Genomic DNA, 26,723 nt, shown 5'->3' on the forward strand with positions numbered 1-26,723 from the left:
CCGCGGGACGCTCATCGCCAATCTAAAAATAAACAGGGTGAAGAGATGAAAATAAAAGGCATTCGGTGGTGGATGGTGGGGCTGGTAACAGCTGGCCTGGTCGTCAACTACCTTGCACGCAACACGCTGTCCGTCGCAGCGCCGACGCTCATGAGCGAACTGAGCATTTCCACCGAGCAGTACGCGCACATCGTCGTCGCCTGGCAGCTGTGCTACGCCATCATGCAGCCGGTGGCGGGCTACATTATCGACGCCATCGGCACCAAAATGGGTTTTGCGATTTTTGCCATTGCTTGGTCGGCTGCCTGCGCTGCCGCAGCGTTCGCAACCGGCTGGCAGAGCCTGGCCATCTTCCGTGGCATGCTCGGGCTGACCGAAGCAGCGGGCCTGCCGGCAGGCGTCAAGGCCACGACCGAATGGTTTCCGGCCAAGGAGCGTTCGGTTGCCATCGGCTGGTTCAACATTGGCTCGTCGTTCGGCGCATTGCTTGCGCCCCCGCTGGTGGTCTGGGCCATCCTGCAAAGTGGCTGGGAGCTGGCGTTTCTGATTGTCGGTGGTCTGGGTATCGTGTGGAGCGGGCTATGGCTGCTGTTGTACAAGCACCCGCGTGACCAGAAGCGTCTGGGCGATGCCGAGCGTGACTATATTCTCAACGGCCAGGAATCGCGTCTCAAGGATGCACCTGCCCAGAAAGGCAGTTGGAAACGCCTGTTCAAGAACCGCAATTTCTACGCTATCGCTTCGGCGCGCATCCTGTCCGAGCCGGCCTGGCAAACCTTCAACGCATGGATCCCACTGTACCTGATGACCGAGCGGCACATGAACATCAAGGAAGTCGCGATGTTCGCCTGGCTGCCGTTTCTGGCGGCTGACATCGGCTGTGTACTGGGTGGCTATCTGAGCCCGCTGTTTCACAAATACTGCAAGGTTTCGCTGTTCACATCCCGCAAGATGGTCATGCTGTTCGGCTGCTCATGCATGATCGGCCCGGCCTGTATCGGGCTGGTCGAAAGCCCTTACACCGCTATCGCATTGCTGTGCATCGGTGGTTTCGCGCACCAGACACTGTCGGGCGCACTGTACTCGATCACCTCGGATTCGTTCGGCAAAAACGAGGTGGCCACGGCGACTGGCATGGGCGGGATGTTCGGTTTTCTGGGCGCTGCAGCGTTCACCATGGTGTTCGGTGTGCTGGTCACCAAAATCGGCTACAGCCCACTGTTTGTGGTACTGGCGATTTTCGATATCGTCGCCGCCATTGTGGTGTGGACCGTCGCCCGCGAAGTGCCGCAGAACGACGAGGCCGTGGCGCTGAGCGTTGATGAATCGGGTTCTCGAACTGTTCCCGCAACGTGAGGCCGTCGTAATCCTGTAACGAACTGCGGATATTCTCTGCTCTGAAAGTGATTTTTTATTAGAGGCCGTTCCTCGAAGGCAGGGGACGGCTTCTTTTTTTGCCTGATAGCTGATATTCGTTTTAGGAATTAATAAATAGCTTCTTATTCCTTAGCGAATATAACTTCCATCCCTATACTCGTCTCATGAACGCATACATGCAGGAGGCGAATCCATGCATAACGAGTCGATCCGGTATCTGATCGTGCCAGGCTGGCAAGGGTCTCCTGATGATCATTGGCAGACCCACTGGCAAAACAGCCTGCCCAACAGTACGCGCGTGGAACAGGCCGACTGGCTCAAACCACGCCGTGAGGATTGGGTGGGCGAGTTGCAACGCACGATTGCAGCGCACAGCACGCCGGTGATCCTGATCGCTCACAGCCTGGGTTGCGTGACAGTCGCGCATTGGGCACAACTCGCACCGCTGGAGACCCTGCGTCAGGTGCAAGGTGCGTTGCTGGTAGCACCTGCCGACGTCGAGCGTCCGAATTGCCCGCCTGCATTGCGTAATTTTGCGCCGATCCCTAATGATCTACTGCCGTTTCCGACACAGATTGTCAGTTCTGACAACGACCCTGCGGTCAGCTCTCAGCGCGCTATGGAAATGGCCCGTCACTGGGGGGCGGAAGTCGGATTTCTGAGTCAGGCCGGGCATATCAACGTCAAGTCCGGTCATCAGCGCTGGGAGCAGGGGTTTGCCTACCTGTACCGGCTGCAAAACCGTCTGGAGCAGCATGCGCGTCGTCGCGCATGAGCGGCAGCTTGTTTATCGACCCAACGGGTCCTGTCTTTTAAACGCTTGAGCCGTCGCAAGGGCTCAGGCGGGAGTGTGTCATGAGCCTTCACGAAAATTTCGGTCAGCCGCTGCTGACTTTCCCCGATGCAGAAAAAAGCCCGCTGAGCATTCGCGCCAAGGCGCTGGTATTCATCGACCCGCGCTCGCGCCGTTTACGCGAAGAAATGGAACAGCTGGCGCCTCGTTCGCTGCCGGTCTTGATCCGTGGCGAGTCCGGGACCGGCAAGGAATTACTGGCGCGGCATATTCATCGCGGCAGTGATCGCTCGGGCTTGTTCGTTTCAGTCAACTGCGGTGCCATCAGCCCGACTTACGCCGATGCGGAGTTGTTCGGTTATGCCGCCGGAGCGCACAGCGGTTCGGTCAGCAGTCGGGCCGGCTGGTTTGGCTCGGCCAACGGCGGCACTTTGTATCTGGATGAGATCGGCGACTTGCCGCTGCCCATTCAGGTCAAGCTGCTCGCCGCTCTGGAAAACCACGAAGTCACACGAGTGGGCGCGCACCAGCCGAGCCCGGTCGATGTGCGTCTGGTAGCCGCCACCAGTATCGATCTGGCACAGGCGGTGGCTGCAGGAAAATTTCACGAGCGGCTTTATCACTACCTGAGCGAGGGCCGTCTTGACCTGCCGGCGTTGCGCGAGCAACCGGGCAATATCCTGCCGCTGGCCGAATATTTTGTCGGTATCTACAGCCAGCGCCTCAGCCTGCCTGTGCAACTGATCAGCGAAGACGCGCAGCGCACGCTTGAAGCCCACAGCTGGCCCGGCAACACCCGTGAGCTGGAGAACGTCATTCACTTTGCCTTGCTGGTCAGCAGTGGCGACGAAATTCGGGCTGAAGATATCAATCTGCCGGATATTGCCGCGCCGCTGACGCTGATCGAGCGTCAGGCCAGGTTGTTGGTCAGCAGCGGGGATCGCGAGCAGCTTTGCGCGCTGCGGCGATTGCTCGAAACGGTGACATCGCAGCTTGAGCAGAACCCTGCGTGAAGGCTTGAGACAAAAAGATATAAGTACTCGATTAAAAAGTCTTTTATCGGAATATAAAATCTCGGTAATGTCAGCATGATGTCGCAGGGTTTGGATCGCGCGACGGCAAACCATTGAGTAATAAAGCGTCATTTTCTGATGACGCTCCCGGATTTCGCTAAGGACATTGCATGAAAAAGACGTTTCTGATGACCGCTCTGGCGGCTGCGTTCTCGATTGGCCTGGCTCACGCAGGCGAAAAACTGGTGGTCGGTGCAACGCCCGTGCCGCATGCGGAAATCCTGAAGCTGATCCAGCCGACCCTGGCCAAAGAAGGCGTGGACCTGGAAATCAAGGTCTTCACTGACTACGTGCAGCCAAACGTTCAATTGAGCGAAAAGCGTCTGGATGCCAACTATTTTCAAACCAAGCCTTATCTGGATGGCTTCAACAAGGGCAAAGGCACCAATCTGGTGACTGGCGTGGGCGTACACGTTGAACCGTTCGGCGGCTACTCCAGCAAGTACAAGAAACTGGCTGATCTGCCTGAAGGTGCAACCATCGCCATTCCAAACGAAGGCAGCAACGCAGGCCGCGCACTGCTGCTGTTGCAAAAAGGTGGCCTGATCACCCTGAAGGATCCGACCAACGCCCTGTCCACGCCGAAAGACATCGCGAGCAACCCGAAGAAATTCAAATTCCGCGAACTCGAATCGGCTGTACTGCCACGTGCGTTGAGCCAGGTTGACCTTGCCCTGATCAACACCAACTACGCGCTGGAAGCCAAGCTCAATCCGAAGAAAGACGCGCTGATCATCGAAGGTGCCGATTCGCCGTACGTGAACTTCCTCGTCACCCGCGAAGACAACGCTCACACCGACGCCATCGAAAAGCTGTCGAAAGCGTTGACCAGCCAGGAAGTCAAAGACTTCATCAACAAGAAGTACGACGGCGCGGTACTGCCTGCGTTCTGACCCACTGAGTGTCGTGCGTAATCCAACTATCGTGCGACGCTCCGCGTCGCATGCCGTTCTGGAAGCTCCGCGTCCGGTCTTGAACAGGCGGCGCGGCGCAGACCTGTGACGCAGAGCGTCACGCAAGGCATTCCTGCGCTGGAGCGTGAGGAACGATAACATCACTATCGTGCGACGCTCCGCGTCGCATGCCGTTCTGGACGCTTTGCGTCCTCTTTTGAGCATATGGCGCGGCGCAGACCTGTGACGCGGAGCGTCACGCAAGGCATTCCTGCGCTGGAGCGTGAGGAACGATCATCTCACTGTCGTGCGACGCTCCGCGTCGCCCCACAATTCCCCGCCATAAACTCCCCCGAAAACGCTTTCTCGACAAAACGTGTCGAGTCCGGCAGCGAGCCATTCACCGCTCCCGAGTGATCCAGCTGCGGGTAGTAATGCCACTCGATGCGGTCGCCGGCCTTACACGCGTCTTTCACCAGCGCGATCTGGCTGCGAACAGGTGAAATGACATCCTTGCCTCCCGTACCGATAAAAACCGGAATGTCCGACTTTAGCGTCGGGTAGTCCGATTGGCGATTGACCTGATCAAGCGCCTTATCGGGTGAGCGTTTGAAACTGTTGTTGAATGTCAGTCCATCCGCGACCACCTTGCGCTCGATGGCTTGCAGGCATTCACGCTGACTGGTTTCGAACGCGGGCTTCGCGCGGTCGCTCAGGTAGTCGGCAGGATGCAGCGACGGGTCGATCAGTGCGGCAGTGCTCAGTCGCAACAGGTTATAGGCCAGCGACGGCGTGACCTGATCGCGGAAGGTGTCCGGTCCGGCATGTTTCTCACGCGATTGAGCCATCGGATACGGCGTCCCGGTCGCGACTACACCGACAATGTTCAATTCGGGCGCATAAGTCTTCTGGTAGACGGCCGTTGCGAAAGCGGCACGGCCACCTTGCGACTGGCCAAACACAACGACCCGCGAAGACAGATTGAAGTCCGCTTTCTGAACCGCCCGAATGCTGTCGAGAACGCCATACGCCAGCGGACTGCTCAGCCCGAACGGGTGCAGCCCCGGCGTGCCCAAACCCTGGTAATCAGTAGCCACAATCGCATAGCCACGCCCGAGCCATTCATTCAGATAGCGCGTGTCGCGATCACTGCGCCCGGCAAAGGAAGGCGCACAGATGTCCGCGCTACCAACCGTGCCATGTGCCCACGCCATCAGCGGCCATCCGCCCTTTGGCGGCGTGCCCTTGGGCATGAACAAGGCTCCTGACACTGCGACTGGCTGGTTGTTGAGCCCGTCTGTTGAGGTGTACAGGATGCGAACATTCTGTCCGGCATTCTCAAGGCTTTGCGTAGCCGTCAGCGGTTCCGAGCGCAGCAGTTGGCCCGGTGTCGACGGCACTTTATCCGGCCATATGTAAAATGCGGGAACACCGCCTTCGCCCGGGTCTGACTGGGCAGCGGCGACAGTTTTCATGGAAGTGCCTGGCACTGCGCTGCAAGCTGCGAGCAGGACCATCAACAGGGTGGCCAGAACGGCCGAATACCTTGGCGATGAGTTCATCGGTATTTCTCCACAAGCTGACAGGAGAGCGCGCATCAGCATCGATGTATCAAGCCGATTATGACCTGAGCGATGATAACTGACGCACGCGCTGCCAGTGCTGAACGGAGTTCTTCATGCGCAAGGATTACCTCGCTTTCTTCATCTCGCTTTTCCTGTCCAGGCTGGCGGATCAGATCCTGTTGTTCATAGTGCCGCTGGTGGTGTTCCAGACCACTAACAGCGCTTCATGGGCCGGGCTGGCGTTTTTCGTCGAATCGTTACCGAGGTTTCTCGCGTTTCCGTTATGCGGCGCGCTGTGCGACAAGTATTCGCCTATCAGAATTCTGCATATCAGCCAGGTGTACCGGGCATTGCTCTGCGGGCTGGCGATGGTGCTCTACGCTATCTTTGGTGGCATTGGATGGCTCGTGGTGCTCTCGGCATTATGCGGGGTGCTGACCACGCAAGGCATCATGGCGCGCGAAGTGCTCATGCCGCGTATCTTTCAGCACTACAGCTACACCAAAACGTTGTCCTATTCCCAGATCGCCGACCAGTCAGGGCTGGTCCTCGGGCCGCTGGTGGCGGCACTGATGCTTGAAGTGTGGGCCTGGCACTGGGTAGTGCTCTGGATCGCCGGACTATTCCTCCTGGCAGACCTCTGCATGTTGGCGTGGCAACGTTTTGGCCGTTTTAAGCTGGAAGTGTTCGAGCAGCATCAAGACATCTGGCTGCAGCCCTTGCGGATTGCGTTCGGGCATATCCGTGGCCTCACCGAATTGAAAAAGATCATCACGCTGGCAGTAGGGGTCAACCTGATCGTCGGCGTCACGCTGGCGACCTCGGCAGCCATGGTCATCGGCGAGTACAGCGCAGGCAAGGATAACTACGCAGGGCTGCAGGCGGCGGGGGCAGTGACCACTATCGTGATCCTGTTCTTCCTGGCCCGTGTGGTGCTGCCTTTGCGGGTGCTGGGCGGTGTCGGGTATTCAATGATCGCGATCGGGGCATTTATCAGCGCCCTGAGCCCGAACCTGATGGGCTATGTATTGGGTTTTTTGTTGATCGTCGGCTTCGACAAGATGTTCAACGTCTACATGCGCACCCTCCGGCAGCGTGTGATACCGCCCCAGGACTTCGGCAAGACGGTGGGCGTGATCACGTTGCTCAACAACCTGTCGCAGCCTCTGGCAGGTTTGCTGGTGGCCCTGCTCGCAGCGCCTTTGGGCATTCGCCAGGTCATCCTGAGTTTGGCCGTGCTGACGAGCGTTATCGGAGCGGGTGCCCTGTGGTGGTTTGCAAAGGCACGCAGCCCATTCCCGACCTCGATTGTTGAGGCTGATCGAGAGGCCGGGAAATGAAAACGAGAGGGTTGGAGCTGGATGGAATTGAAGGTCAACGCAAGAGCGCTCAGACCCCCTGATAACTTTGGCAGGCTGCTCTCCGTCCCTACAGAGAGCAGCCGCCACTTCAGCCTTAAAACGCCAATGTCACCCGGGCATTCAGTGACTGATCCGAAGCATCGTTACTCACCTGACCGTCGTAACTCAGGCCCACGCTCAGCGTATCGCTCAACCCCAGGTCGACACCTGCGCCGAGCACTGCGGCGCTGCGGGCAATCGGTGCGCCGGAGAGTTCGAAGGTGCTGCCGCCGCTGAAGGCTGAGCGGCTTTCCGGGGTGACGTCGCCGTAGGCGCGACGCCAGCCCAGTGTGGCGTTGGGCTTGATCACGACGCTGCCAGCGCTCAGGCGGGTCGCTGCACGCAGGCCCAGGGTGCTGAAGGTGATGTGGTTGTCCTGGGATTTGTTCTGCAGGCTGATGGCGTTGCTGTTCTCGTCGAAGGCGTCGGTGTCCAGCCGCACGTGGGCGAGGTTGGCGAAGGGTTCGAGCAGCGCATTGCCCATTTCGATGGAGTAGCCCAGTTCGCCGAAGACCTGATTGGTCGCTGCTTTGTAGTCTTCCTTGAAGTGTTCGGACGAGCCCGGCAGGTCCAGCGTGCGCTTGGCGGTCAGTTCATGCCAGGTGCGTACCGCGCCGAGGCGCAGGCCCAGTTGGCCCCATTTCGCGCCGCCATAAACGCCCAGGTGGTAGTTGTCGCTGTCGGTGGAACCGGACGCATGGCGCAGGTCGAAGCTGCTGTTGCTGAAGCCTGCCAGCGCGCCTATGCGCCAAGTGTCGTCGAGCGGTACGTCGGCGCCGAACAACAGGCCGCTGGTGCGGGTTTCCAGGCCCGAGGCGTCGCGGCTGCTGTCGGTCTGGCCGGTCGCGCCGATGGCTTGTGTCCACACCACGCCACGCGAGGCATCACCGGCCAGGGTTTGTGTTGTGCTGCCGAATGACTGTGCGGATTGCGCTTGTTGCATGCGATCGTTCATGGCATTGCGCACCAGCCGGCTGTCTTCGATCAGCGCAGATTGAGTCGATGCGTGCAGCTCGTTGGACAGCGCCTTGAAGGTCGCCTGTGCGGTTGCTGCGTCGTCCTGCACCACCTGACGCCATAGCGCATTGCCTGCGCCCGCGCTGTCGAGCCCCTGAGCGACGGCGCTGGCATTGCGCGTGGTCGCCAGGCTGGCGAAGGTTTGTGCGTTGCGATCCAGCGTCAGCCCTACGTCGGTCGCGGTGTAGTTCAGCGTCGGGGTAAGGAACGCGAAGTTGGTTTGCACGGCGGCAAATGCACCGCTCACGCCACCGGCTGCGGAAATGATCGAGTAACGGCTGGCGGCCAGCCAGTTACCGCCTTCGACCAGCGACAGCGTGCTGTTATTGATCGTCGCGCGGCCGCTGGCGACGATGCGGTCGGCATTGCCATTGGCGTCCGATTCCACTTGATAAACCGAACCCTGAGCCAGGTTGACGTCACCATTGACGTTCAGCTGCCCGACTGAATTACCCGGTGCGACCACGCCGCCCTGAGCGACGTTGATGCCGCCAACGGTGCCGTTGCCACCCAGCGTCGCGCCTTGCTGCACGCTGACGATGGAGTTGCCGAGGTTGCCATTCACTGCGAGGCGACCGGCCTGCACGGTGGTCGCGCCGGACAGGCTGCTGTTGCCGGTCAGGTTCAGTGAACCGCCGCCGCGTTTGATCAACGCGCCGTTGCCGGTCAGGGTGTTGGCGAGGGTGTCGTTGGTGGACTGATCGACCACCAGCGTTGCGTTGTCGGTGATCGTGCCGCTGCCGAAGGCCTGGGCATGACCGGTCAAGGTGCCGCCGTTGATCACGGTGCCGCCCGAGTAGGTGTTGTTGCCTGTCAGTATCAGGTTGCCGGTGCCGTTTTTGATCAGTGCGCCACTGCCGCTGATGTCGTTGCGCCAGGCGTCGATGGCGTTATAGCCGCCGAGGCTGGCGTTCATGTTGACGGTGACGTTGGAATTGAACGCGCCGTAGCCATCTCCTGCGGCATACAGGTTCAAGCGACCGTAGCCACCTGACTGGTCGATTACCGCGTAGCCCGAAGATATTTCAGTGGTCCCCAGAACCTCGCGGCGTTGGCTGGCGTCGAGGTATGGAAAGCGGGTTTCCAGCAGCACTTCTGCGTTGGTCGGCACCACCGGAGCCAGGTTGGTGGGGCCGACCGGATCGAAACCGTAGGTCATGCGTGAGGTATACAGCGCTTTGTCCTGGGCATGCTGGGAAGTGCGGTCAGTGGCCGGGTCAATGCTCGCTATGCAGTTGTTGATGTTGCCACCGCATTGCGCCGTGAAGTAAGTCAGTGCCTGGGCGCGGGCGTCGGCGCGCAACTGTGCGTTGGCTGAATTGGACAGGTTGTCGATGGCGAAATAGGTCGCCGTGATACGCCCGCCGATCACGTCGAGGGGCGAGTGCATGCCTGCTTCGATGCGGTTGTCGCCAATCTCCGAAGCACGCAGCATCAACTCGCTGAACCGCTCTGGGATTGCATAGGCCAAGGCGTAGGCAGACAGGTAGGCAGCATTGGTATGGCCGCTGGGGAACCCCGAGTCACTGGCCGGCGTGGTGCTTTCGGCCGGGCGCAAAGACGGCGCGACGACGAATGCCAGGTTTTGTCCGTCGAGGCTCTGCCGCCATGGCCGTGGATACAGATAGTGGGACTTGGCCGGGGTCGTGGAGGCGTCATTGCGCACGGCGCCGACCAGATCGACCACTTTGCCCAGCGCTGAAGACGAACTGCCTGCGCCATTGCCCTTGTCGTCGTACTTGACGGTTTTGTTGCTGTCGTCAAATTGCGTGATGGTAGTGAAGGCCCCCGCGCCTGCTTTATAGGCATCACTCAATGAGCCCAGACCGCTGATGGCGCTGTAGCTCTGATCGCGACGGTCATCGAAGTAAGCGGCGGTTTCCTGGGCAAGCGTGCGCGAGTTGGCACGGTCAACGACAATTTGCAGGTTGCGTCGGAGCAGGCTCTGCCCCAGCGCAGTCGGTGTGCCAGTATCCCAGGTCGCGCCGGTCGTCCACAGCGTGTTGAACCCGGAAAGCAGATCGACCCCGTTGATCCGGTTGTCATTTGCACGGCTCGCTGCCTGTACCGATACCGCAAGCAGTGAAAGTATCAACGACGACATCATTACGTGGGCAACCGGTTTATTACATCGCATGGCGAGCGCCTGTACTCAATCTGGATAAGGCGCCGACCCTAGCAAGGCGTTCTTACACTTGGATGTATCTGCCGTGACACATTTATGTGGGCGAGTGCGCTCAAAAAATCCTCAGGAAGCATTCAGAACTATCGATATTCCTCAACGGTATTTAAATTCTCTTTCTTATATCTATACAGTTCCGCCTTTCAGTCACACTGTTCTGGAGTCGGAGTTCTCATGCCAGCAGCCTCCCTCGCTTCATCGTCCGCTCAATCTGCTTCGCAATCGTTCGACGTGCGTCCATTCACCGGAAAGGTGGGCGCGGAAATCGTCGGGCTGGATCTGTCCAGGCCGTTGAATGACGCGGATTTCACGCGAGTGCATCAGGCGCATCTGGATCACCACGTCGTGGTGTTCCGCGATCAGCAGATCACGCCACAGCAGCAAGTCGATTTCAGCCGTCGTTTTGGTGTGTTGCAGATCCATGTGCTCAAGCAGTTTCTGCTGGCCAACCATCCGGAAATCCTGATCGTCTCCAACATTGTCGAGAACGAGAAGCCTGTGGGGCTGGGCGATGCCGGTAAATACTGGCATTCGGACCTGTCTTACAAAGAGCTGCCAAGCCTGGGTTCGATGCTTTACGCACAAGAGTTGCCGAGCGAAGGTGGCGACACGCTGTTCGCCGACATGCATCAGGCGTGGGACACCTTGCCGCAACACCTGCGTGATGCCGTCGAAGGGCGCTCGGCGGTTCACAGCTACACTGCGCGCTACGCCGAGGGCCATAACGCCGCCAACTGGCGTCCGACCCTGACCGCCGAGCAACTGGCCCAAGTGGTCGAAGTCAGCCACCCGATTGTTCGCTCGCATCCTGAAACCGGTCGCAAGGCGTTGTTTGTCAGCGAAGGTTTCACCACCCGGATTCTTGACCTGCCGGAAGACGAGAGCCGCCAGATTCTCAACGAGATCTACGCCCACAGCGTGAAGCCCGAGCATATTTACCGGCACCAATGGCAAGCCAACGACATGGTGTTCTGGGACAACCGTTCCCTGATTCACCTGGCTGCCGGCTGCCCGGCCCATCTGCGACGCAAACTGCATCGCACGACCATTCAAGGCACCGCGCCATTTTGATTCAGGAGAGCCGTTCATGAATGCTGTCGCGCAAGGCCACACGGCCAGCACGAGCGCCCAACCGCAACCGACTGTTCAGCACACCACTGAAGCCTTGTTGCAAGTTCGCGGTGTAAGCCTTGAATACCGCACGCCAGAGCGCGTGGTCCGGGCGACGCATCAGGTCAGTTTCGAGGTCGACCCGGCCGATCGTTTTGTGCTGCTCGGCCCATCCGGTTGCGGCAAGTCCACATTGCTCAAAGCCGTAGCCGGGTTCATCCGGCCCAGCGAGGGCGAGATTCGTCTGGCAGGTCATCAGGTCACCGAACCTGGCCCGGACCGCATCGTGGTGTTTCAGGAATTCGACCAGTTACCGCCGTGGAAAACCGTGATCGAGAACGTCATGTTTCCGCTGCTGGCGTCACGCACCCTGAAGCGTCCCGAGGCGCTGGAGCGCGCTCGTTATTACCTGGAAAAAGTCGGCCTCAGCGCGTTTGCCGAAGCCTATCCGCATACCTTGTCCGGAGGCATGAAAGCCCGCGTGGCGATTGCCCGCGCCCTGGCCATGCAGCCGAAAATTCTCCTGATGGACGAGCCGTTCGCCGCGCTCGATGCACTGACCCGGCGCAAGATGCAGGAAGAACTGCTGGAGCTGTGGGACGAGGTGCGTTTCACGCTGCTGTTCGTTACCCATTCCATTGAAGAAGCGCTGGTGGTGGGCAACCGCATCCTGCTGTTGTCACCGCATCCGGGCCGTGTGCGAGCGGAAATCAACAGCCATCAATACGACCTGAAAAGCCTCGGCGGCGTTGGTTTCCAGCAAACCGCGCAGCGTATTCATCGTTTGTTGTTCGATGAGGGCGAGGCCGGGCCAGTGGAGCAGGATCTGAATTTTCAGGACATCCGGATTGCTTACTAGACGACTGCCTTGATCGTTCCCACGCTCCGCGTGGTAATGCCTTTCAGGACGCTCCGCGTCCTATCTACACGATTACCGGGAAACCCGAACCATGAGCCTCGCACCTCCCGCTCGCGAAGAATATGAAATCACGCTGGAGCCTTTCACTCAGGAAGACCTGGCCCGCGATCTGCCTCTGGCACAGCGCATCTGGCAACTGGGCTGGGTGCGCAAATGCGTCATCATGATCGCTCTGGCGGTGATCTGGGAACTGGCTGCACGTCTGCAGAACAACGACCTGCTGTTGCCGAGCTTTCTGCAAACGGCGGCCGCCTTTTATGACGGGCTGATCTCCGGCGAGCTTCCAGGCAAGGTGTGGATTTCCCTGACCGTACTGATTCAGGGCTACCTGATCGGCATCGTGCTGGCGTTCGCCCTGACCACCCTGGCAGTGTCCACCCAACTGGGCCGCGACCTGCTCGGCACGCTGACTGCGATGTTCAATCCGCTGCCGGCCATTGCCCTGTTGCCGCTGGCGCTGCTGTGGTTCGGGCTGGGCCAGAACAGCCTGATCTTCGTGCTGGTGCATTCGGTACTGTGGGCGCTGGCGCTCAATACCTACGCAGGTTTTCTCGGCGTTTCGGAAACCCAGCGTATGGCCGGGCGCAACTATGGCCTTAAGGGCTTGCGCTTTGTCTGGCACATCCTGATTCCCGCTGCGCTGCCGTCGATCCTTGCCGGCTTGAAAATCGGCTGGGCTTTCGCCTGGCGCACGCTGATCGCCGCCGAGCTGGTGTTTGGTGCGTCGTCCGGCAAGGGCGGGTTGGGCTGGTACATCTTCCAGAATCGTAACGAGCTGTATACCGACAAGGTTTTTGCAGGTCTGGCGGCAGTCATTCTCATCGGCCTGCTGGTCGAGAACCTGCTGTTCGCCAATATCGAGCGCCTGACCGTCAAGCGCTGGGGCATGCAGCGTTGAAGTACCGTCTTTTTTTGAATAATCAGGGTGGGAACCACATGACAACAACATTTCATCGTCCGGCGCTGACTGTATTGGCGGCGACACTTGGCCTGTTCGGTGCCCTGCTCAGCAGCGGCGTGCAGGCGGAAGGCAAGATCAGCATTGCTCAGCAATTCGGTATCGGCTACCTGATCCTCGACGTGGTGCGCGATCAGAAACTGATCGAGAAACATGGCAAGGAACAGGGGCTGGACATCAAGGTCGACTGGAACAGCATCTCCGGTGCCACGGCGATGAACGAAGCGCTGCTGGCCGGTGCGCTGGACGTGGTGTCGGCAGGTGTGCCACCGATGCTGACCGTCTGGGATCGCACCAAGGGCAAGCAGAACGTCAAGGCCATTGCTTCGCTGGGTTCCATGCCCAACTACCTGCTGACCAACAATCCCAACGTGAAAACCATCAAGGACTTCACCGACAAGGACCGCATCGCTGTACCGGCTGCCGGTGTGGGCTTTCAGTCGCGTACTTTGCAGATCGAGACCGCCAAGGTATTCGGTAACGACAACTACAAGAAATTCGACAACATCTCGGTGAGCCTGGCGCACCCGGATGCCACCGCAGCGCTGCTGGCGGGCGGTTCGGAAATCAACTCGCACTTCTCCAGCCCGCCGTTCCAGTACCAGGCGCTGGAAAACCCCAACGTCCACAAAGTGCTCAGTTCCTATGACGTGTTGGGCGGTCAGGCGACGTTCAACGTGCTCTACACCACCGAGAAATTCCACGACGAGAACCCCAAGACCTACAAGGCGTTCTACGACGCGCTGGCCGAAGCCGAGAAGATCATCAAGGCCGACAAGCCCGCTGCCGCGCAGACCTACATCCGTGTCGAGCAATCGAAACTGCCGTTGCCGCTGGTAGAGAAAATCGTCGCTGACCCGGAAATCGACTTCACCGTCACCCCGCAGCGCACCTTCATCTACGCCGAAAAACTGCATGAACTGGGCGTACTTAAAAACAAGGCGGCGAGCTGGAAGGACTACTTCTTCGAAGAGGCGCACGGCACCGAGGGCAGTTGATCGACGCGTTTTGAAGATGACGCGGAGCGTCATGAAGGGCATTCCCACGCGGAGCGTGAGGAACGATAGAAGATCTCCCGGGCGCCTATCGTTCCTCACGCTCCAGCGTGGGAATGCCGTTCTGGACGCTCTGCGTCCTCTTCTGAACAAATCAGGTTACTTCCGCTCACGAAAAACCTGTCCTGCGGGACATTTCTTTCAGTCTTTTCTCTTTCCTGCGTATGACCTTTCCTAGAAAATCCCGGGCCCTTGTGCCTGCCAACTCTGCGCACTAGGCTGCGTCGGTCGCTGATTTTTCAGCGATCGGGTTTAGCAGCCTGTCCAGAGACACGCAGCGCAATTACCGTTTTATGGCGGCTTTGCGTGGGGCACTTTCGAGTGCGCCGGGTCTGTGTTCTCTACCGGTCTGCTAACCCGCGTCAAAGTCGCCACCTTGTTTGTTTAGCAGCGAACATCTGATGGCCCTACTTGCAGAGGCACGCATGATGATCAACTCGACCCCGTCTCCACCGCTCCCCAACTCTCTTGAAGATTCCCTGATACAGGTCAGCGAAATACTGCGCTGTGCCTCTGCCACCGCTTCTGAAACCGGTGACAACCTCGAGGGCCTGAAACGTGATCTTGCGTTCTCGGTGGTGCATCTGATCAACATGGCCAAGGCCGAGCTGGAGCGCTCGCTGGAATGTGTTCAGAGCCACTGACAGCCCCTGACGCAACCTAGCAGTTCTACGAGTAGCCGCTGCGGTCCCCGCAATGCATTGTGTGCCTGAAGAGGCCTACCTCGCCGATCAAGACCACTCCGGTTACTCACCATGCGCCAGCAAACTACCCTGTGCCGTTACCGCTACGACGCGCTTGACCGGCTTGCGGCTCGCACGCCTGTGGCAGGGACCATTGCCCGCTCGTTCTATCAGTCCGACACCCTGGTCAGCGAGATTCAGGGGGCAGAACACGTTCGGTTCCTGCATCGCGACCGTCAGTTGCTGGCCACGCAGTCAGCGCTCGCTACGCTGTTGATCGGCTCGGACCAACAGCACAGCGTGCTCCACACCGTATCGGCCGGCTTGTCTGACCCTATCGCCTACACCCCCTACGGGCATCGGCAAGCGTTGAGCCAGCTGCCAGGCTTCAACGATGAGCGACCCGACCCATTGACCGGTCATTATCTGTTGGGCAATGGTTATCGCGCCTACAACCCCGTTCTGATGCGCTTCAACAGCCCGGACAGCCTGAGCCCGTTTGGCAAGGGCGGTATGAATGCCTATGCGTACTGCGCGGGTGATCCGGTTAATCGGTCTGATCCGACCGGGCATAAGATAGATGAGAGTCAGATACTTTCATTTGTGTGGATAGGGCTCGGTTTGTTCGGTGCTTACCTGGGTGTAAAGGCGGCTGTTCCTGCGATAAAGGCTGTCGCCAAGGGCAATGCTCCGCTATCAACGAAACTGACAGCTTCCTCGGCACTCGGCCAGATCGCAGCGAGCACCGTGTTTACCGTAAGCCGTGTAATCAACGCGGTCGACCCTGACGGCCCTGCCAAGGATGTTTTGCTCGCGACTGCAATAGGCATGGTGATTCCAGTGCTGGCCGTTCGGACATTCAACCCGCGCATCAAGCGTTGGGAGGATGCAGGGGCAGATATAAAACTGCTCAATGATAGGCGTTCAAGTTTAAAAAGTGAGTTCGCTGATACCGCTAGCGCCATTCGAGAAACACGCCCTTGGGGTGATCCGGCAGACGAATTGAGTCGCATGATGTACTGATACATTTATCTGTACATGATTTCTCCAGCCTGATTCACCTGAACGCTTACTCCATCATCAAGGATCGATCATGGCTCTCCTCTGCACGTACACCTACGACCCGCTGGACCGTGTCTCCACATTGAACCCGCTGGCTCAGGTCCTCTCCAGTCGGTTCTATAACGGCGAGCAACTGATGACCGAGTTACTGGGCGACAGGCAACGGACCTGTATCCGCGCAGGCGGCCAGTTACTGGCGCAGCAGAGTCGCGAGGGCGAAGAGGTCATGACGACGATGGTCGCCAGTGACCTGCACAACAGCGTTCTGCACGCGAGCGAAGACGGGAGGCAGGTTGATATCGCGTATACGCCGTTCGGGCATCGTCAAGCCGAGCAGACATTCGCAGCACTACCCGGTTTCAACGGCGAGCAGCCTGACCTGGTAACCGGCCATTACCTGCTCGGCAATGGCTATCGCGCCTACAACCCGGTGCTGATGCGCTTTAACAGCCCGGACAGTTTTAGCCCGTTTGGTGACGGTGGGTTGAATGCGTATGCGTATGGGCTAAACAATCCGATCAAATACATAGACCCGACCGGGCATTTTTCGTCTTTCTTAAGTGGGGTTTTGGCGGCTGGGTTATTGCTCACTGGAGGTGGGTCAATTTATGTGTCTACGCACGTAAAAGAATCGAATCCAACGCTCAGTGGGGTGCTTATGGGCGTGGGCAGTGTGTTAGCTGTTGCGGGCGTTGGTTTTGCTCTGAGTTCAATTGTAAAGAAGGCTGCTGGAGTGGGGCGTTCAATCCCTAACCTGGAGAGTATCGAGCTTGCTAGCTGGGCCCATGATTTTCCAATCAGAAACTCGATAACATTGACACCTCAATCACCTTGGCAAACCGCTGCTGGGTTGCAGGCTGCACCCTTTACATTGCCACGAGCACAACTATCATCATCAAACCTTGCACCGGCAAGGTCGTCTGTTCGCAGAAGAGTTGACCCTACATACAAAAATATAAGAGAGCTTAAGTTTAAAAAGGCTTTATCTCGTGTCCACAAGATGCCAACGATTACTGAAGAGTTGCCGACTACCATTCGCCAGGGTACTGAATCGTTGGCTTAATCGATAAGCTACGCTTAATTCCGGCAGTGACGCTCAAGGCAATGTCCCCGCCGAAATTCGAACCGGCAAAACTTAAAAAATGCGCTGAGTTCCTTTAGGCCAATCACTCATTTGAAGGTCTTTCTTGTCTACCCACTTTCTGCCCAGTTAATGAACCCTCCCTCTCGCGCACAGTCGCATAGTCACGCTATTCTCTCGCCCTATCGCGCCCACATCCGGCAGCCGCACAAGGAGTCTGCATGCCCGTTCTTCCTTCTAGACTGGTTACATTCGGTCTCGCTGCTGCCTTGGCGATGTTAACGGGGTGTGGCGAGGAAAAACCGGCGGCGCCCGAACTGCCCAGGGTTTATGTGCAAACGGTAAAAAGTGCCGACTTCGCCGCCAGTGTCGCCCTGACCGGTGATGTTCAGGCGCGGGTGCAGACCCGGCTTTCATTCCGGGTCAATGGCAAGATCATTCAGCGTAATGTCGATGTGGGCGACCGGGTCACTGCCCGGCAGGTGCTGGCCCGGCTTGATCCGAAGGATTTGCAGATCAATGTCGATTCGGCCGCAGCCTCTGTGGCCGCCGAGCAGGCCCGCGTGAATCAGGCCCGCGCCGCTTTTGTCCGGCAACAAAAGCTGTTGCCCAAAGGCTATACCAGCCGTAGTGAATATGACTCGGCCCAGGCCGCCTTGCGCGGCAGCGAAAGCTCGTTGAAGGCTGCGCAAGCGCAACTGGCCAATGCCCGTGAGCAATTGGGGTATACCGCACTGGTCGCGGATGCGCCGGGTGTGATCACCGCGCGTCAGGCTGAAGTCGGGCAGGTGGTGCAGGCCACGATGCCGATTTTCGATCTGGCACGCGACGGTGATCGGGATGCGGTGTTCAATGTCTACGAGTCCCTGTTCGTTCAGCCGCCGACCAATCAGCCTGTGCAGGTCACGCTGCTCGACAACCCGGACATCAAGGTCAGCGGCAAAGTACGCGAAGTGACCCCGGCAGTCTCGGCGCAAACCGGCACTTTACAGGTCAAGATCGCGCTCGATCCGCTGCCTGAAGGCATGGACCTGGGCTCGGTAGTCAGCGTGGCGCTGAGCGCACCGGCCAATGCCAGTGTCGAGCTGCCTTGGGCGGCGCTGACCAAGGACCTTGGCGAGCAGTTGGGCAAGCCTGCCGTGTGGGTGGTGGACGAGCAGGGCAAAGTCAATTTGCGCAGGGTCACCGTTACTCGTTATCTGACTGCCAAAGTCATCATCGGCGACGGGCTTAAAAGTGGAGAGAAAGTCGTGGTGGCAGGCGGACAGTTGTTACACCCGGACATGCAGGTCGAGATTGCCGAACAGCCCAAACAGCAGAACGCGCAGGTGCAGCCATGAAGCGTTTGTCGTCATGCCTGTTGCTGGGTGGCCTTCTGTCCAGTGGCTTTCTGTTGAGTGGCTGCGGCAAGGACGAGGCCCCTCCGGAGCCGGTGCGTCCTGTCGTGTTCGTCGAAGCCAGGCCTGAGTCAAATCAGGATTTCGGGCGTTTTGCCGGCAATATTCAGGCGCGTTATCAGAGCGTGTTGGGTTTTCGTGTGGCGGGACGTATTGCCCGGCGCAACGTCGACGTAGGCGCTGAAGTGAAGAAAGGCGATTTGCTCGCCACCCTTGATCCGACCGATCAGCAGAATACAGTGCGTGCCCGGCAGGGCGACCTGGCCAATGTGCAGGCGCAGTTGATCAACGCTCAGGCCAATGCTCGCCGCCAGCAGGAACTGTTTGATCGCGGTGTGGGTGCCCAGGCGCAACTGGACATCGCCCTGACCGATCTGAAGACCGCCCGCTCGTCGCAGGAACAGGCCAAAGCCGCTGCACAACAGGCCCGCGATCAATTGAGCTACAGCGAGCTGCGCAGTGATCACGATGCTGTGGTCACTGAATGGAAAGTTGAAGCCGGTCAGGTTGTTACGGCCGGGCAGGAAGTCGTGACCCTGGCGCGGCCGGACATCAAGGAAGCGGTGATCGACCTCCCTGACACACTGGCCGACCAGCTGCCGTCCGACGTGGTATTCACCGTCGCCAGTCAGTTGAACCCGGAAGTGAACACCACCGCCACCATTCGTGAAATCGAACCTCAGGCCGACCGTACCACACGTACCCGCCGTGCACGTCTGACGCTGGCGCAAACGCCAGCGGCCTTCCGGCTGGGCACGGCCATCAGCGTGACGCTCAGCTCGACCATCACGCCGCGCATGCGTTTGCCGATCAATGCCTTGCAGCAGGCCGATGGCAAAAGCCAGATATGGATCGTCGACCCGCAAAACCAGACGGTGAACCCGAGGGCTGTGAACATTGTCAGCCGTGACAGCAACAGTTTCGTGCTGGCCGACGGCGTCAAGGCAGGTGAAAAAGTGGTAAGCGCGGGCGTCAACAGCCTCAAGCCGGGCCAGAAAGTCAAAGTCGATGAGGAAAGCCCGCGATGAAAGGGAATTTCAATTTATCCGAGTGGGCCATCAAGCATCAGTCGTTCGTCTGGTACCTGATGTTTGTCGCGCTGCTGATGGGCGTGTTTTCCTACATGAAGCTTGGGCGCGAGGAAGATCCGTCCTTCACCATCAAGACCATGATTATCCAGACCCGCTGGCCGGGCGCGACGGTGGATGAGACTCTCGAGCAAGTCACCGACCGCATCGAGAAGAAGCTCGAAGAGCTGGACTCGCTGGACTACGTGAAGAGCTATACCCGACCGGGCGAGTCCACGGTCTTCGTGTACCTGCGTGACACCACCAGCGCCAAGGCGATACCGGAAATCTGGTATCAGGTGCGCAAGAAAGTCGATGACATCCGTGGCCAGTTCCCGCAGGGGCTGCAAGGCCCGTCGTTCAACGACGAGTTCGGCGATGTGTACGGCTCGATCTATGCGTTTACCGCAGACGGTTTCTCGATGCGTCAGTTGCGTGACTACGTCGAGAAGGTCCGCGCCGACATCCGCGACGTGCCCGGGCTGGGCAAGGTCGAGATGATCGGTCAGCAGGACGAGGTGGTGTACCTGAACTTCTCGACACGCAAGCTCGCAGCATTGGGCATCGACCAGAGCCAGGTGGTGCAAAGCCTGCAATCGCAGAACGCGGTGACGCCTGCCGGGGTGATAGAAGCCGGGCCGGAGCGGATCTCGGTGCGTACCTCCGGCCAGTTCGCGTCCGAGAAGGATCTGGCTGCAGTCAATCTGCGCATCAATGACCGTTTTTATCGTCTGAGCGACATTGCTGACATAACCCGTGGCTACACCGATCCGCCCAAGCCGCTGTTCCGCTTCGACGGCAAACCGGCGATAGGCCTGGCCATCGCGATGCAGAAGGGCGGCAACATCCAGTCCTTCGGCAAGGCGCTGCACGAACGTATGGACGCTACAACAGCGGAGCTGCCAGTCGGCATTGGCGTGCACAAGGTGTCGGATCAGGCCGAGGTGGTGAACAAGGCTGTGGGCGGCTTCACCAGCGCGTTGTTCGAGGCAGTGATTATCGTGCTGTTGGTCAGCTTCGTCAGCCTCGGGTTTCGCGCAGGGTTGGTGGTCGCGTGTTCGATTCCGCTGGTGTTGGCGATGGTGTTCGTGTTCATGGAATACAGCGGCATCACCATGCAACGGATTTCCCTCGGCGCGCTGATCATCGCCCTCGGCCTGCTGGTGGACGACGCCATGATTACCGTGGAAATGATGGTCACACGTTTGGAAATGGGTGAATCCAAGGAGCAGGCCGCGACGTACGCCTATACCTCGACAGCGTTCCCGATGCTCACCGGTACGCTGGTGACCGTGGCCGGCTTTGTGCCGATCGGGCTGAACAACAGCTCTGCGGGGGAATACACATTCACGCTGTTTGCCGTGATTGCCGTGGCGATGCTGGTGTCGTGGCTGGTCGCCGTTCTGTTCGCACCGGTGATCGGCGTGCACATTCTGAGCGCCAACATCAAACCGAAATCCGAAGAGCCGGGCCGCATCGGCCGGGCATTCAACGGCAGCATGCTCTGGGCCATGCGCCATCGCTGGCTGGCGATTGCCATCACGGTAGGGTTGTTCGCCGCGTCGCTGTTCTCCATGCAGTTCGTGCAGAATCAGTTCTTCCCGTCTTCGGACCGCCCGGAAATTCTGGTCGACCTGAACCTGCCGCAGAACGCCTCAATCAACGAAACGCGCAAGGTGGTGGATCGTTTTGAAGCGAGCCTCAAGGACGATCCGGACATCGAGCGCTGGAGCACCTACATCGGCCAGGGCGCGTTGCGTTTCTACCTGCCACTCGATCAGCAGCTGGAAAATCCGTTCTACGCCCAGCTGGTGATTGTCAGCAAAGGCCTGGAGGAGCGGAGCGCGTTGACTGCCCGTCTGCAAAAACGCTTGCGTGATGACTTCGTCGGCATCGGTTCGTATGTGCAGGCGCTGGAGATGGGCCCTCCGGTGGGTCGTCCGTTGCAGTATCGCGTCAGCGGCGAGAACATCGACAAGGTGCGCCAGCACGCCATCGAGCTGGCCAAACTGCTCGATCACAACTCGCATGTGGGCGAAGTGATCTACGACTGGAACGAGCCGGGCAAGGTGCTGCGCATCGATATCAATCAGGACAAGGCCCGGCAGTTGGGCCTGTCGTCGGAAGACGTCGCCAAGCTGATGAACAGCGTGGTCAGCGGTTCAACCGTGACCCAGGTGCGTGATGATATCTATCTGATCAATGTGATCGGACGTGCTGAAGACGCAGAACGCGGCACGCCGGAAACCCTGCAGAACCTGCAAATCGTGACCCAGACTGGAACATCCATTCCGCTGCTGGCGTTCGCCACCGTTGGTTACGAGCTGGAGCAGCCGTTGGTCTGGCGCCGCGATCGCATGCCGACCATCACCGTCAAGGGCGCGGTACGGGACGCGATTCAGCCAACTGATCTGGTCAAACAGCTGCAACCTGAAATCGACAAGTTCGCCGCTGGTCTGCCGGTCGGCTACAAGGTTGCAACGGGCGGCACGGTCGAAGAAAGCAGCAAGGCGCAGGGGCCGATTGCCAGCGTTGCGCCCCTGATGCTGTTCCTCATGGCGACGTTCCTGATGATTCAGTTGCACAGCATTCAGAAGATGTTTCTGGTGGCCAGTGTCGCGCCTCTGGGGCTAATCGGTGTGGTGCTGGCGCTGATCCCGACGGGGACGCCACTGGGGTTCGTGGCGATTCTCGGGGTGCTGGCGCTGATCGGCATCATCATCCGCAACTCGGTGATTCTGGTGACCCAGATCGATGCCTATGAGCGCAGTGGGTATCTGCCTTGGGACGCTGTGGTCGAAGCCACCGAGCATCGCCGTCGTCCGATTTTGCTGACCGCGGCCGCGGCGAGCCTGGGCATGATCCCCATTGCGCGGGAAGTGTTCTGGGGCCCGATGGCCTACGCCATGATCGGTGGCATCATCATCGCCACGTTGCTGACCCTGCTGTTCCTGCCTGCGTTGTACGTGGCCTGGTACCGCATCAAGGAACCAACCGACGAACAGCGTCGCGAAGCGGCTGACAAGGGTGACGGCGAGCACGCACAGCCAGCGCATTGAGGTCGGCGTGCCCTGCCGCCTGTAACGCGGGGCAGGGCTGACGACCCGGCAATCAGTCGGTCTCGCCTGCGTCCTTGACGTCGATCGTGGACAGGCTGAGGTTGGCGAACCGTACCGGGCCGAACGGCGAGGCCTTTGTCAGGCCTGAAGGCGAAAAGCTGGAGGTCTCCGCCGGGGCAGATATATTCAAGAAGCATTTCTTGAGCTGCACCTGGAAATCGAAGTCGCCAGAATAATGCACCCATTCCTGAGTTGCGAAGTTTACGACCTGCGTCAGATTAATCTCATCCTTAATGTTGTAGCCACCCACGACCACGACGAAGAACACGTCGTCTACATCCTCTGCGTTAAGAACGTCGAACTCGAGATGCAGACGCTGGGCGGGCAGTTCAATAATAGACTGGCTTACGGTCACGCCCGTATTCAGCTTGATGCTTTGACCTTCGCCTTCCATGGGCTTGAAGTCTGGCTCAAAGCCCACTGGGGCTGTCCAGTGAGTAAGATTGTCGCTGAAATCGCCATTTTCCAGATATTCGTTCGCCATGATCAGTTCCTTTGATCGATTCGGATGGATGCAAGCCGCCTGTTTAAGTGGCTGAATCTATCCTAAGACGCACAGGTTGCTGAGCGATACTGTCAGAAGTACCAGCACACGAACTGCACAGCGCCGCACATCACTGCCGCCGCCAGACACTCGCCAACCAAGGCTGCTGCTCTCTCGGCAACCCGGCGGGGCGGTAGTAGTGTTCCAGCTCGCTAAACCCGGCTTCGGTCAGCAGTTCGCGCCATGTTTCGAGGTCGTGGTACGCGCCGTAACGCTCGCCGTTCCAGCCTTCCTGATTCTCACCACGCGGGTTGGAGCTGAACAGCACGCCGCCCGGTTTGAGTGTGGCATACAGTTCGCGCAGCACGCGTGGCAGTTCCTGTCTTGGGATGTGGAAAAGCACTGCGTTGGCGAAGAGGCCATCGAAGCGGCCTTGCGGCAGGTCGAGTTCGAGGAAGTTCTGCTGTAGCACTTCGCAACCGGTCTCGGCGCGTGCCATTTCGGCGAAACGTTCTGAGCCGTCTAGCCCGACCGCAACATGGCCCATCGCTGTGAACGTCTTCAAATCACGCCCCGGCCCGCAGCCGAAGTCGAGAATCTGCCACGGTGCCGGGCCTTCGATATGCCGCAACAGGGCATCGATATTCTGGCTGACGTCGTGGTCGCGTGTGCCTTCGCGAAATTCGTCGGCCACGCTGTTGTAATGGCTGACGGTGGTCGAGGTAATCTGCGCAAGCGTCTGAGGGTCGAGTTTCATCAGGGGCGGTCCGGTAAAGGAAGACCGCCAATATACCCTCGCTGCGTTGCGGCTGCTCAGCGCCTGTCGAAGCTGCGCGCCAGCCGGTCACCGCCCAGTTGCACCAGCGCTACGACCGCCACCAGCAAGACGATCACGGTCAGCATCACCTGCGTATCGAAGCGCTGATAGCCGTAGCGATAGGCAATGTCGCCCAGCCCGCCTGCGCCGATGGCACCGGCCATGGCTGATGAGTTGATCATCGTCACCAGCGTGATGGTAAAGCCGCCGACGATGCCGGGGCGCGCTTCTGGCAGCAATACGTGCCAGATGATGTGCCAGCGCCGACAGCCCATCGCTTGCGCCGCTTCGACCAGGCCGTGATCGACCTCGCGCAGGCTCACTTCGGCGATCCGTGCAAAGAACGGCGTGGCAGCAATGGTCAGCGGCACAACGGCTGCCCAGACACCATACGTGGTGCCGACGATCATCCGCGTGAACGGGATCAGCGCGACCATCAGAATCAGGAAGGGAATAGAGCGAAACAGGTTCACGAAGGCACCCAGCACGCGGTTGATCCCCGGTGCCTCATAGATGCCGCCTTTGGAACTGGTGACCAGAATCACCGCCAGCGGGATGCCCAGCAGCAGTGCGATCAATGACGACACACCGACCATCAGAAACGTGTCGAGGGTGCCTTGCAGCAAACGATCAACCCACATAACCCAATACCTCCGCGCGTGGCGCCAGTTGACGGGCGCGTGCCAGCAACTCGTCGCGTGTATGCACTGAGCCGGCGACCGACAGAATCAAGTGGCCGATGGCCCGCTCCTGAATGCGCTCGACCCCGCCCTGCAGCAATTGCACCTTGCCGCCCAGCGCGGCAAACAGCGCGGCCAGATCAGGCCCCTGGTCACTGGCACCGGTAAAATGCACATCCAGTAACAGAGCTGCATCAGGCCGTTGCGGCTGATCGCTCAGACGCTCGGCCCACTCCTTCGGCAGCCCGGTTTGCAGCGGTGCCAGCAGGGTTTTGCTGACGTCGTGCTGTGGGTCGCCAAACACTTGCCAGACCGGCCCTTGCTCGACTATCCGGCCTTGCTCCAGCACCACAACGCGGTGGCAGATATCACGAATAACCGCCATTTCATGGGTGATCAGCACGATGGTCAGGCCCAGGCGCTGATTGATTTCGCGCAACAGGCCCAAGATCGACTGAGTGGTTTCCGGGTCCAGTGCTGAAGTGGCCTCGTCGCACAACAGGATTGCGGGATCATGCACCAGTGCGCGGGCAATGCCGACGCGCTGTTTCTGCCCGCCGGACAGTTGCGCGGGGTATGCGTTGTGCTTGTCCTGCAAACCCACCAGTTCCAGCAACTGCGCGACCTTGCGCGCGCGTTGCTCCCTGGGCACGCCTGCGACCTTGAGCGGCAGCTCGACGTTCTGCCAGACGGTCTTGGCCGACATCAGGTTGAAGTGCTGGAAGATCATGCCGATGCGTCGGCGCAGCTCCACCAGTTTGTCTTCGTCGAACTCGCCGATGTCCACCTGATCGATCAGCACCCGGCCGCTGCTGGGTTGTTCCAGGCGATTGATGGTGCGGATCAGCGAGGACTTGCCTGCGCCGCTGCGGCCGATAATGCCGAAGATCTCGCCGCGCTGGACAGCCAGGTCGATATTGCCCAGCGCTTCAACGGGGCCTTGCTTGCCGTGATAGGTCTTGCCCAGGTTGATGAACCGCACATGGGCGCGATTCAGCTCCGGGTGCAGCTCGGCCTGTTGCGCCAGTGTGCTTGCGATCGGGGTATCGAGTGGCAGTTGGCGTTGCGCGGTTGCGGTCATTCTTTCCATCCCGCCTGGTAAAGCTTGCCGTTGACCTTGTCGAGCGAAGCGCGGACGACGGGCGAGTGCTGGTAGATATCGACGAATTTCGCCAGACGCGGGTCGTCCTTGTGGTCAGGTTTGATCACGAACTGAATGACGTATTCCGGGTGGTCCAGGCCATCGAACAGGATGGCCGAGTCGGCGGGAAAGGTTTTGGCCAGACGGATATAGGCAGGGTAGCCCTGCACCAGATCGGCGTCATCGTAGGCGCGCACCAGCTGCACGGCTTCAACCTGAATGATCTTGAGCTTTTTCGGGTTGGCGGTGATGTCTTCCTCGGTCGCCTTGTAGCCGACGCCTTGCTTGAGCGTGATCAGCCCGGCCTTGGCCAGCAGTTGCAGGCCGCGTCCACTGTTGATCGGGTCATTGGCGATGGCCACGGTTGCACCAGTCGGCAGCTCATCGAAGCTTTTGTACTTTTTCGAGTACAGACCCACGTTGTTGATGATTCCTGGCGCGTAGGGCACCAGGCCGAAACCGGCGGCTTCATTGGCGTTGGTCAGGAAAGGGATGTGCTGGAAGTAGTTCACGTCGATATCGCCTGCGGCGAGGGTGACGTTGGGGGCGATCCAGTCGGTGAATTCGACCAGCTCGACTTTCAGGCCCTGCTTGCCAGCTTCTTCGACAGCGGCTTCAAGCGGTATGGCGAAGGCTGCCGTGGTGCCGACTTTCAAGGGCTTGTCGTCAGCGTAAGCGGTCAGGGTCAACAGCCCGAGGGCCAGTGCAGCGAGGGTTTTGCTCATGGTGCGGTCCTTTAAGAAATTATTGCTCCTGCGTTCTGCACAAAGTCCTGAGATTCCTTGAATATGGAGCTTTGTGGGAGCGGACTTGTCCGCGAAGACGGTATCTCAGTAGATGCATTTTCAGA

The 26,723-nt window shown here is 59.2% G+C and carries 22 protein-coding genes; 15 read left to right on the forward strand and 7 right to left on the reverse strand.

From position 1 onward, the window contains the following. Positions 1–72 precede the first annotated feature (72 nt). From RYC18_RS24525 to RYC18_RS24540, 4 genes are all read left to right on the forward strand, one after another. Positions 73–1,356 carry an MFS transporter gene (locus RYC18_RS24525; protein WP_005744768.1) on the forward strand — a complete coding sequence of 428 codons (1,284 nt, stop codon included), beginning with the start codon at positions 73–75 and terminating at the stop codon, positions 1,354–1,356. A gap of 214 nt (positions 1,357–1,570) precedes the next feature. Then, entirely contained in the window at positions 1,571–2,152 is a 582-nt protein-coding gene (locus tag RYC18_RS24530) for an alpha/beta hydrolase (RefSeq protein WP_005734806.1), read from the forward strand. Between the two features lie 80 nt (positions 2,153–2,232). After that, complete coding sequence (locus RYC18_RS24535; protein WP_005744770.1) at positions 2,233–3,183, forward strand: sigma 54-interacting transcriptional regulator; 951 nt, start codon at positions 2,233–2,235, stop codon at positions 3,181–3,183. A 170-nt stretch (positions 3,184–3,353) separates the two neighbouring features. Continuing rightward, positions 3,354–4,136, forward strand: a complete 783-nt coding sequence (locus RYC18_RS24540; RefSeq protein ID WP_005744771.1) for a MetQ/NlpA family ABC transporter substrate-binding protein — start codon at positions 3,354–3,356, stop codon at positions 4,134–4,136. A 299-nt stretch (positions 4,137–4,435) separates the two neighbouring features. Here the strand turns inward: RYC18_RS24540 and RYC18_RS24545 are convergent, their stop codons facing one another. Continuing rightward, positions 4,436–5,698 carry a lipase family protein gene (locus RYC18_RS24545; RefSeq protein WP_316886954.1) on the reverse strand — a complete coding sequence of 421 codons (1,263 nt, stop codon included), beginning with the start codon at positions 5,696–5,698 and terminating at the stop codon, positions 4,436–4,438. Positions 5,699–5,814: 116 nt separating this feature from the next. On the opposite strand from RYC18_RS24545, the gene RYC18_RS24550 reads away from it, so the two are divergent. Further along, complete coding sequence (locus RYC18_RS24550) at positions 5,815–7,041, forward strand: MFS transporter (protein WP_005778583.1); 1,227 nt, start codon at positions 5,815–5,817, stop codon at positions 7,039–7,041. Positions 7,042–7,156: 115 nt separating this feature from the next. Here the strand turns inward: RYC18_RS24550 and RYC18_RS24555 are convergent, their stop codons facing one another. After that, a complete protein-coding gene (locus tag RYC18_RS24555) occupies positions 7,157–10,255 on the reverse strand; it encodes an autotransporter domain-containing protein (RefSeq protein WP_316886955.1) in 3,099 nt (1,032 codons plus the stop codon). Positions 10,256–10,474: 219 nt separating this feature from the next. Between RYC18_RS24555 and RYC18_RS24560 the strand changes: the two genes are divergently transcribed. The 10 genes from RYC18_RS24560 (at position 10,475) to RYC18_RS24605 (ending at position 22,691) form a co-directional block, all read left to right on the forward strand. After that, positions 10,475–11,371 (forward strand): TauD/TfdA family dioxygenase, encoded by an 897-nt coding sequence (locus tag RYC18_RS24560; RefSeq protein ID WP_316886956.1) that lies wholly within the window; start codon positions 10,475–10,477, stop codon positions 11,369–11,371. Between the two features lie 16 nt (positions 11,372–11,387). Next, positions 11,388–12,269, forward strand: coding sequence for an ABC transporter ATP-binding protein (locus RYC18_RS24565; protein ID WP_016982744.1), 882 nt, complete (start codon positions 11,388–11,390; stop codon positions 12,267–12,269). Positions 12,270–12,360: 91 nt separating this feature from the next. Beyond that, positions 12,361–13,227 (forward strand): ABC transporter permease, encoded by an 867-nt coding sequence (locus RYC18_RS24570; protein ID WP_005744777.1) that lies wholly within the window; start codon positions 12,361–12,363, stop codon positions 13,225–13,227. Positions 13,228–13,265: 38 nt separating this feature from the next. Beyond that, complete coding sequence (locus RYC18_RS24575; protein WP_005730944.1) at positions 13,266–14,285, forward strand: ABC transporter substrate-binding protein; 1,020 nt, start codon at positions 13,266–13,268, stop codon at positions 14,283–14,285. Positions 14,286–14,770: 485 nt separating this feature from the next. Further along, the gene (locus tag RYC18_RS24580) at positions 14,771–14,986 is read left to right on the forward strand and encodes a DUF6124 family protein (protein WP_005747748.1); all 216 of its coding nucleotides are present in this window, start codon (positions 14,771–14,773) and stop codon (positions 14,984–14,986) included. Positions 14,987–15,097: 111 nt separating this feature from the next. Continuing rightward, positions 15,098–16,048 (forward strand): RHS repeat-associated core domain-containing protein, encoded by a 951-nt coding sequence (locus RYC18_RS24585; protein ID WP_005744781.1) that lies wholly within the window; start codon positions 15,098–15,100, stop codon positions 16,046–16,048. 70 nt (positions 16,049–16,118) lie between these two features. Next, a complete protein-coding gene (locus RYC18_RS24590; RefSeq protein ID WP_316886957.1) occupies positions 16,119–17,150 on the forward strand; it encodes an RHS repeat-associated core domain-containing protein in 1,032 nt (343 codons plus the stop codon). 239 nt (positions 17,151–17,389) lie between these two features. Next, positions 17,390–18,508 (forward strand): efflux RND transporter periplasmic adaptor subunit, encoded by a 1,119-nt coding sequence (locus tag RYC18_RS24595; RefSeq protein WP_005743159.1) that lies wholly within the window; start codon positions 17,390–17,392, stop codon positions 18,506–18,508. Next, the gene (locus tag RYC18_RS24600; RefSeq protein WP_005743158.1) at positions 18,505–19,593 is read left to right on the forward strand and encodes an efflux RND transporter periplasmic adaptor subunit; all 1,089 of its coding nucleotides are present in this window, start codon (positions 18,505–18,507) and stop codon (positions 19,591–19,593) included. Before RYC18_RS24595 ends, RYC18_RS24600 begins: the two co-directional genes overlap by 4 nt. Further along, positions 19,590–22,691, forward strand: a complete 3,102-nt coding sequence (locus tag RYC18_RS24605; protein ID WP_005743157.1) for an efflux RND transporter permease subunit — start codon at positions 19,590–19,592, stop codon at positions 22,689–22,691. The genes RYC18_RS24600 and RYC18_RS24605 overlap by 4 nt, the downstream gene beginning before the upstream one ends. A gap of 52 nt (positions 22,692–22,743) precedes the next feature. Here RYC18_RS24605 and RYC18_RS24610 read toward each other — a convergent pair whose 3' ends face one another. The 5 genes from RYC18_RS24610 to RYC18_RS24630 all read right to left on the reverse strand — a co-directional run bounded on the left by RYC18_RS24610 (position 22,744) and on the right by RYC18_RS24630 (position 26,598). Continuing rightward, positions 22,744–23,235: a hypothetical protein gene (locus RYC18_RS24610; protein ID WP_005743156.1), complete on the reverse strand. Its 492-nt coding sequence runs from the start codon at positions 23,233–23,235 to the stop codon at positions 22,744–22,746. A 130-nt stretch (positions 23,236–23,365) separates the two neighbouring features. Next, positions 23,366–23,992 (reverse strand): class I SAM-dependent methyltransferase, encoded by a 627-nt coding sequence (locus tag RYC18_RS24615; RefSeq protein ID WP_005743155.1) that lies wholly within the window; start codon positions 23,990–23,992, stop codon positions 23,366–23,368. A 56-nt stretch (positions 23,993–24,048) separates the two neighbouring features. Continuing rightward, the gene (locus RYC18_RS24620; protein WP_002551596.1) at positions 24,049–24,693 is read right to left on the reverse strand and encodes a methionine ABC transporter permease; all 645 of its coding nucleotides are present in this window, start codon (positions 24,691–24,693) and stop codon (positions 24,049–24,051) included. Beyond that, positions 24,683–25,813 carry a methionine ABC transporter ATP-binding protein gene (locus RYC18_RS24625; RefSeq protein WP_005743154.1) on the reverse strand — a complete coding sequence of 377 codons (1,131 nt, stop codon included), beginning with the start codon at positions 25,811–25,813 and terminating at the stop codon, positions 24,683–24,685. Before RYC18_RS24625 ends, RYC18_RS24620 begins: the two co-directional genes overlap by 11 nt. Then, the gene (locus RYC18_RS24630) at positions 25,810–26,598 is read right to left on the reverse strand and encodes a MetQ/NlpA family ABC transporter substrate-binding protein (RefSeq protein ID WP_004654148.1); all 789 of its coding nucleotides are present in this window, start codon (positions 26,596–26,598) and stop codon (positions 25,810–25,812) included. Before RYC18_RS24630 ends, RYC18_RS24625 begins: the two co-directional genes overlap by 4 nt. Positions 26,599–26,723: the final 125 nt, after the last annotated feature.

Origin of the sequence: Pseudomonas syringae group sp. 247E2 (assembly GCF_032587795.1) — a bacterium.
GTDB classification, from domain to species: Bacteria; Pseudomonadota; Gammaproteobacteria; order Pseudomonadales; family Pseudomonadaceae; genus Aquipseudomonas; species Aquipseudomonas amygdali.

Coding starts and splice junctions, on each gene's coding strand:
- RYC18_RS24525 (WP_005744768.1), top strand. CDS start 73: ATGGTGGGGCTGGTAACAGCTGGCCTGGTCGTCAACTACCTTGCACGC.
- RYC18_RS24530 (WP_005734806.1), top strand. CDS start 1,571: ATGCATAACGAGTCGATCCGGTATCTGATCGTGCCAGGCTGGCAAGGG.
- RYC18_RS24535 (WP_005744770.1), top strand. CDS start 2,233: ATGAGCCTTCACGAAAATTTCGGTCAGCCGCTGCTGACTTTCCCCGAT.
- RYC18_RS24540 (WP_005744771.1), top strand. CDS start 3,354: ATGAAAAAGACGTTTCTGATGACCGCTCTGGCGGCTGCGTTCTCGATT.
- RYC18_RS24545 (WP_316886954.1), bottom strand. CDS start 5,698: ATGAACTCATCGCCAAGGTATTCGGCCGTTCTGGCCACCCTGTTGATG.
- RYC18_RS24550 (WP_005778583.1), top strand. CDS start 5,815: ATGCGCAAGGATTACCTCGCTTTCTTCATCTCGCTTTTCCTGTCCAGG.
- RYC18_RS24555 (WP_316886955.1), bottom strand. CDS start 10,255: ATGCGATGTAATAAACCGGTTGCCCACGTAATGATGTCGTCGTTGATA.
- RYC18_RS24560 (WP_316886956.1), top strand. CDS start 10,475: ATGCCAGCAGCCTCCCTCGCTTCATCGTCCGCTCAATCTGCTTCGCAA.
- RYC18_RS24565 (WP_016982744.1), top strand. CDS start 11,388: ATGAATGCTGTCGCGCAAGGCCACACGGCCAGCACGAGCGCCCAACCG.
- RYC18_RS24570 (WP_005744777.1), top strand. CDS start 12,361: ATGAGCCTCGCACCTCCCGCTCGCGAAGAATATGAAATCACGCTGGAG.
- RYC18_RS24575 (WP_005730944.1), top strand. CDS start 13,266: ATGACAACAACATTTCATCGTCCGGCGCTGACTGTATTGGCGGCGACA.
- RYC18_RS24580 (WP_005747748.1), top strand. CDS start 14,771: ATGATCAACTCGACCCCGTCTCCACCGCTCCCCAACTCTCTTGAAGAT.
- RYC18_RS24585 (WP_005744781.1), top strand. CDS start 15,098: ATGCGCCAGCAAACTACCCTGTGCCGTTACCGCTACGACGCGCTTGAC.
- RYC18_RS24590 (WP_316886957.1), top strand. CDS start 16,119: ATGGCTCTCCTCTGCACGTACACCTACGACCCGCTGGACCGTGTCTCC.
- RYC18_RS24595 (WP_005743159.1), top strand. CDS start 17,390: ATGCCCGTTCTTCCTTCTAGACTGGTTACATTCGGTCTCGCTGCTGCC.
- RYC18_RS24600 (WP_005743158.1), top strand. CDS start 18,505: ATGAAGCGTTTGTCGTCATGCCTGTTGCTGGGTGGCCTTCTGTCCAGT.
- RYC18_RS24605 (WP_005743157.1), top strand. CDS start 19,590: ATGAAAGGGAATTTCAATTTATCCGAGTGGGCCATCAAGCATCAGTCG.
- RYC18_RS24610 (WP_005743156.1), bottom strand. CDS start 23,235: ATGGCGAACGAATATCTGGAAAATGGCGATTTCAGCGACAATCTTACT.
- RYC18_RS24615 (WP_005743155.1), bottom strand. CDS start 23,992: ATGAAACTCGACCCTCAGACGCTTGCGCAGATTACCTCGACCACCGTC.
- RYC18_RS24620 (WP_002551596.1), bottom strand. CDS start 24,693: ATGTGGGTTGATCGTTTGCTGCAAGGCACCCTCGACACGTTTCTGATG.
- RYC18_RS24625 (WP_005743154.1), bottom strand. CDS start 25,813: ATGACCGCAACCGCGCAACGCCAACTGCCACTCGATACCCCGATCGCA.
- RYC18_RS24630 (WP_004654148.1), bottom strand. CDS start 26,598: ATGAGCAAAACCCTCGCTGCACTGGCCCTCGGGCTGTTGACCCTGACC.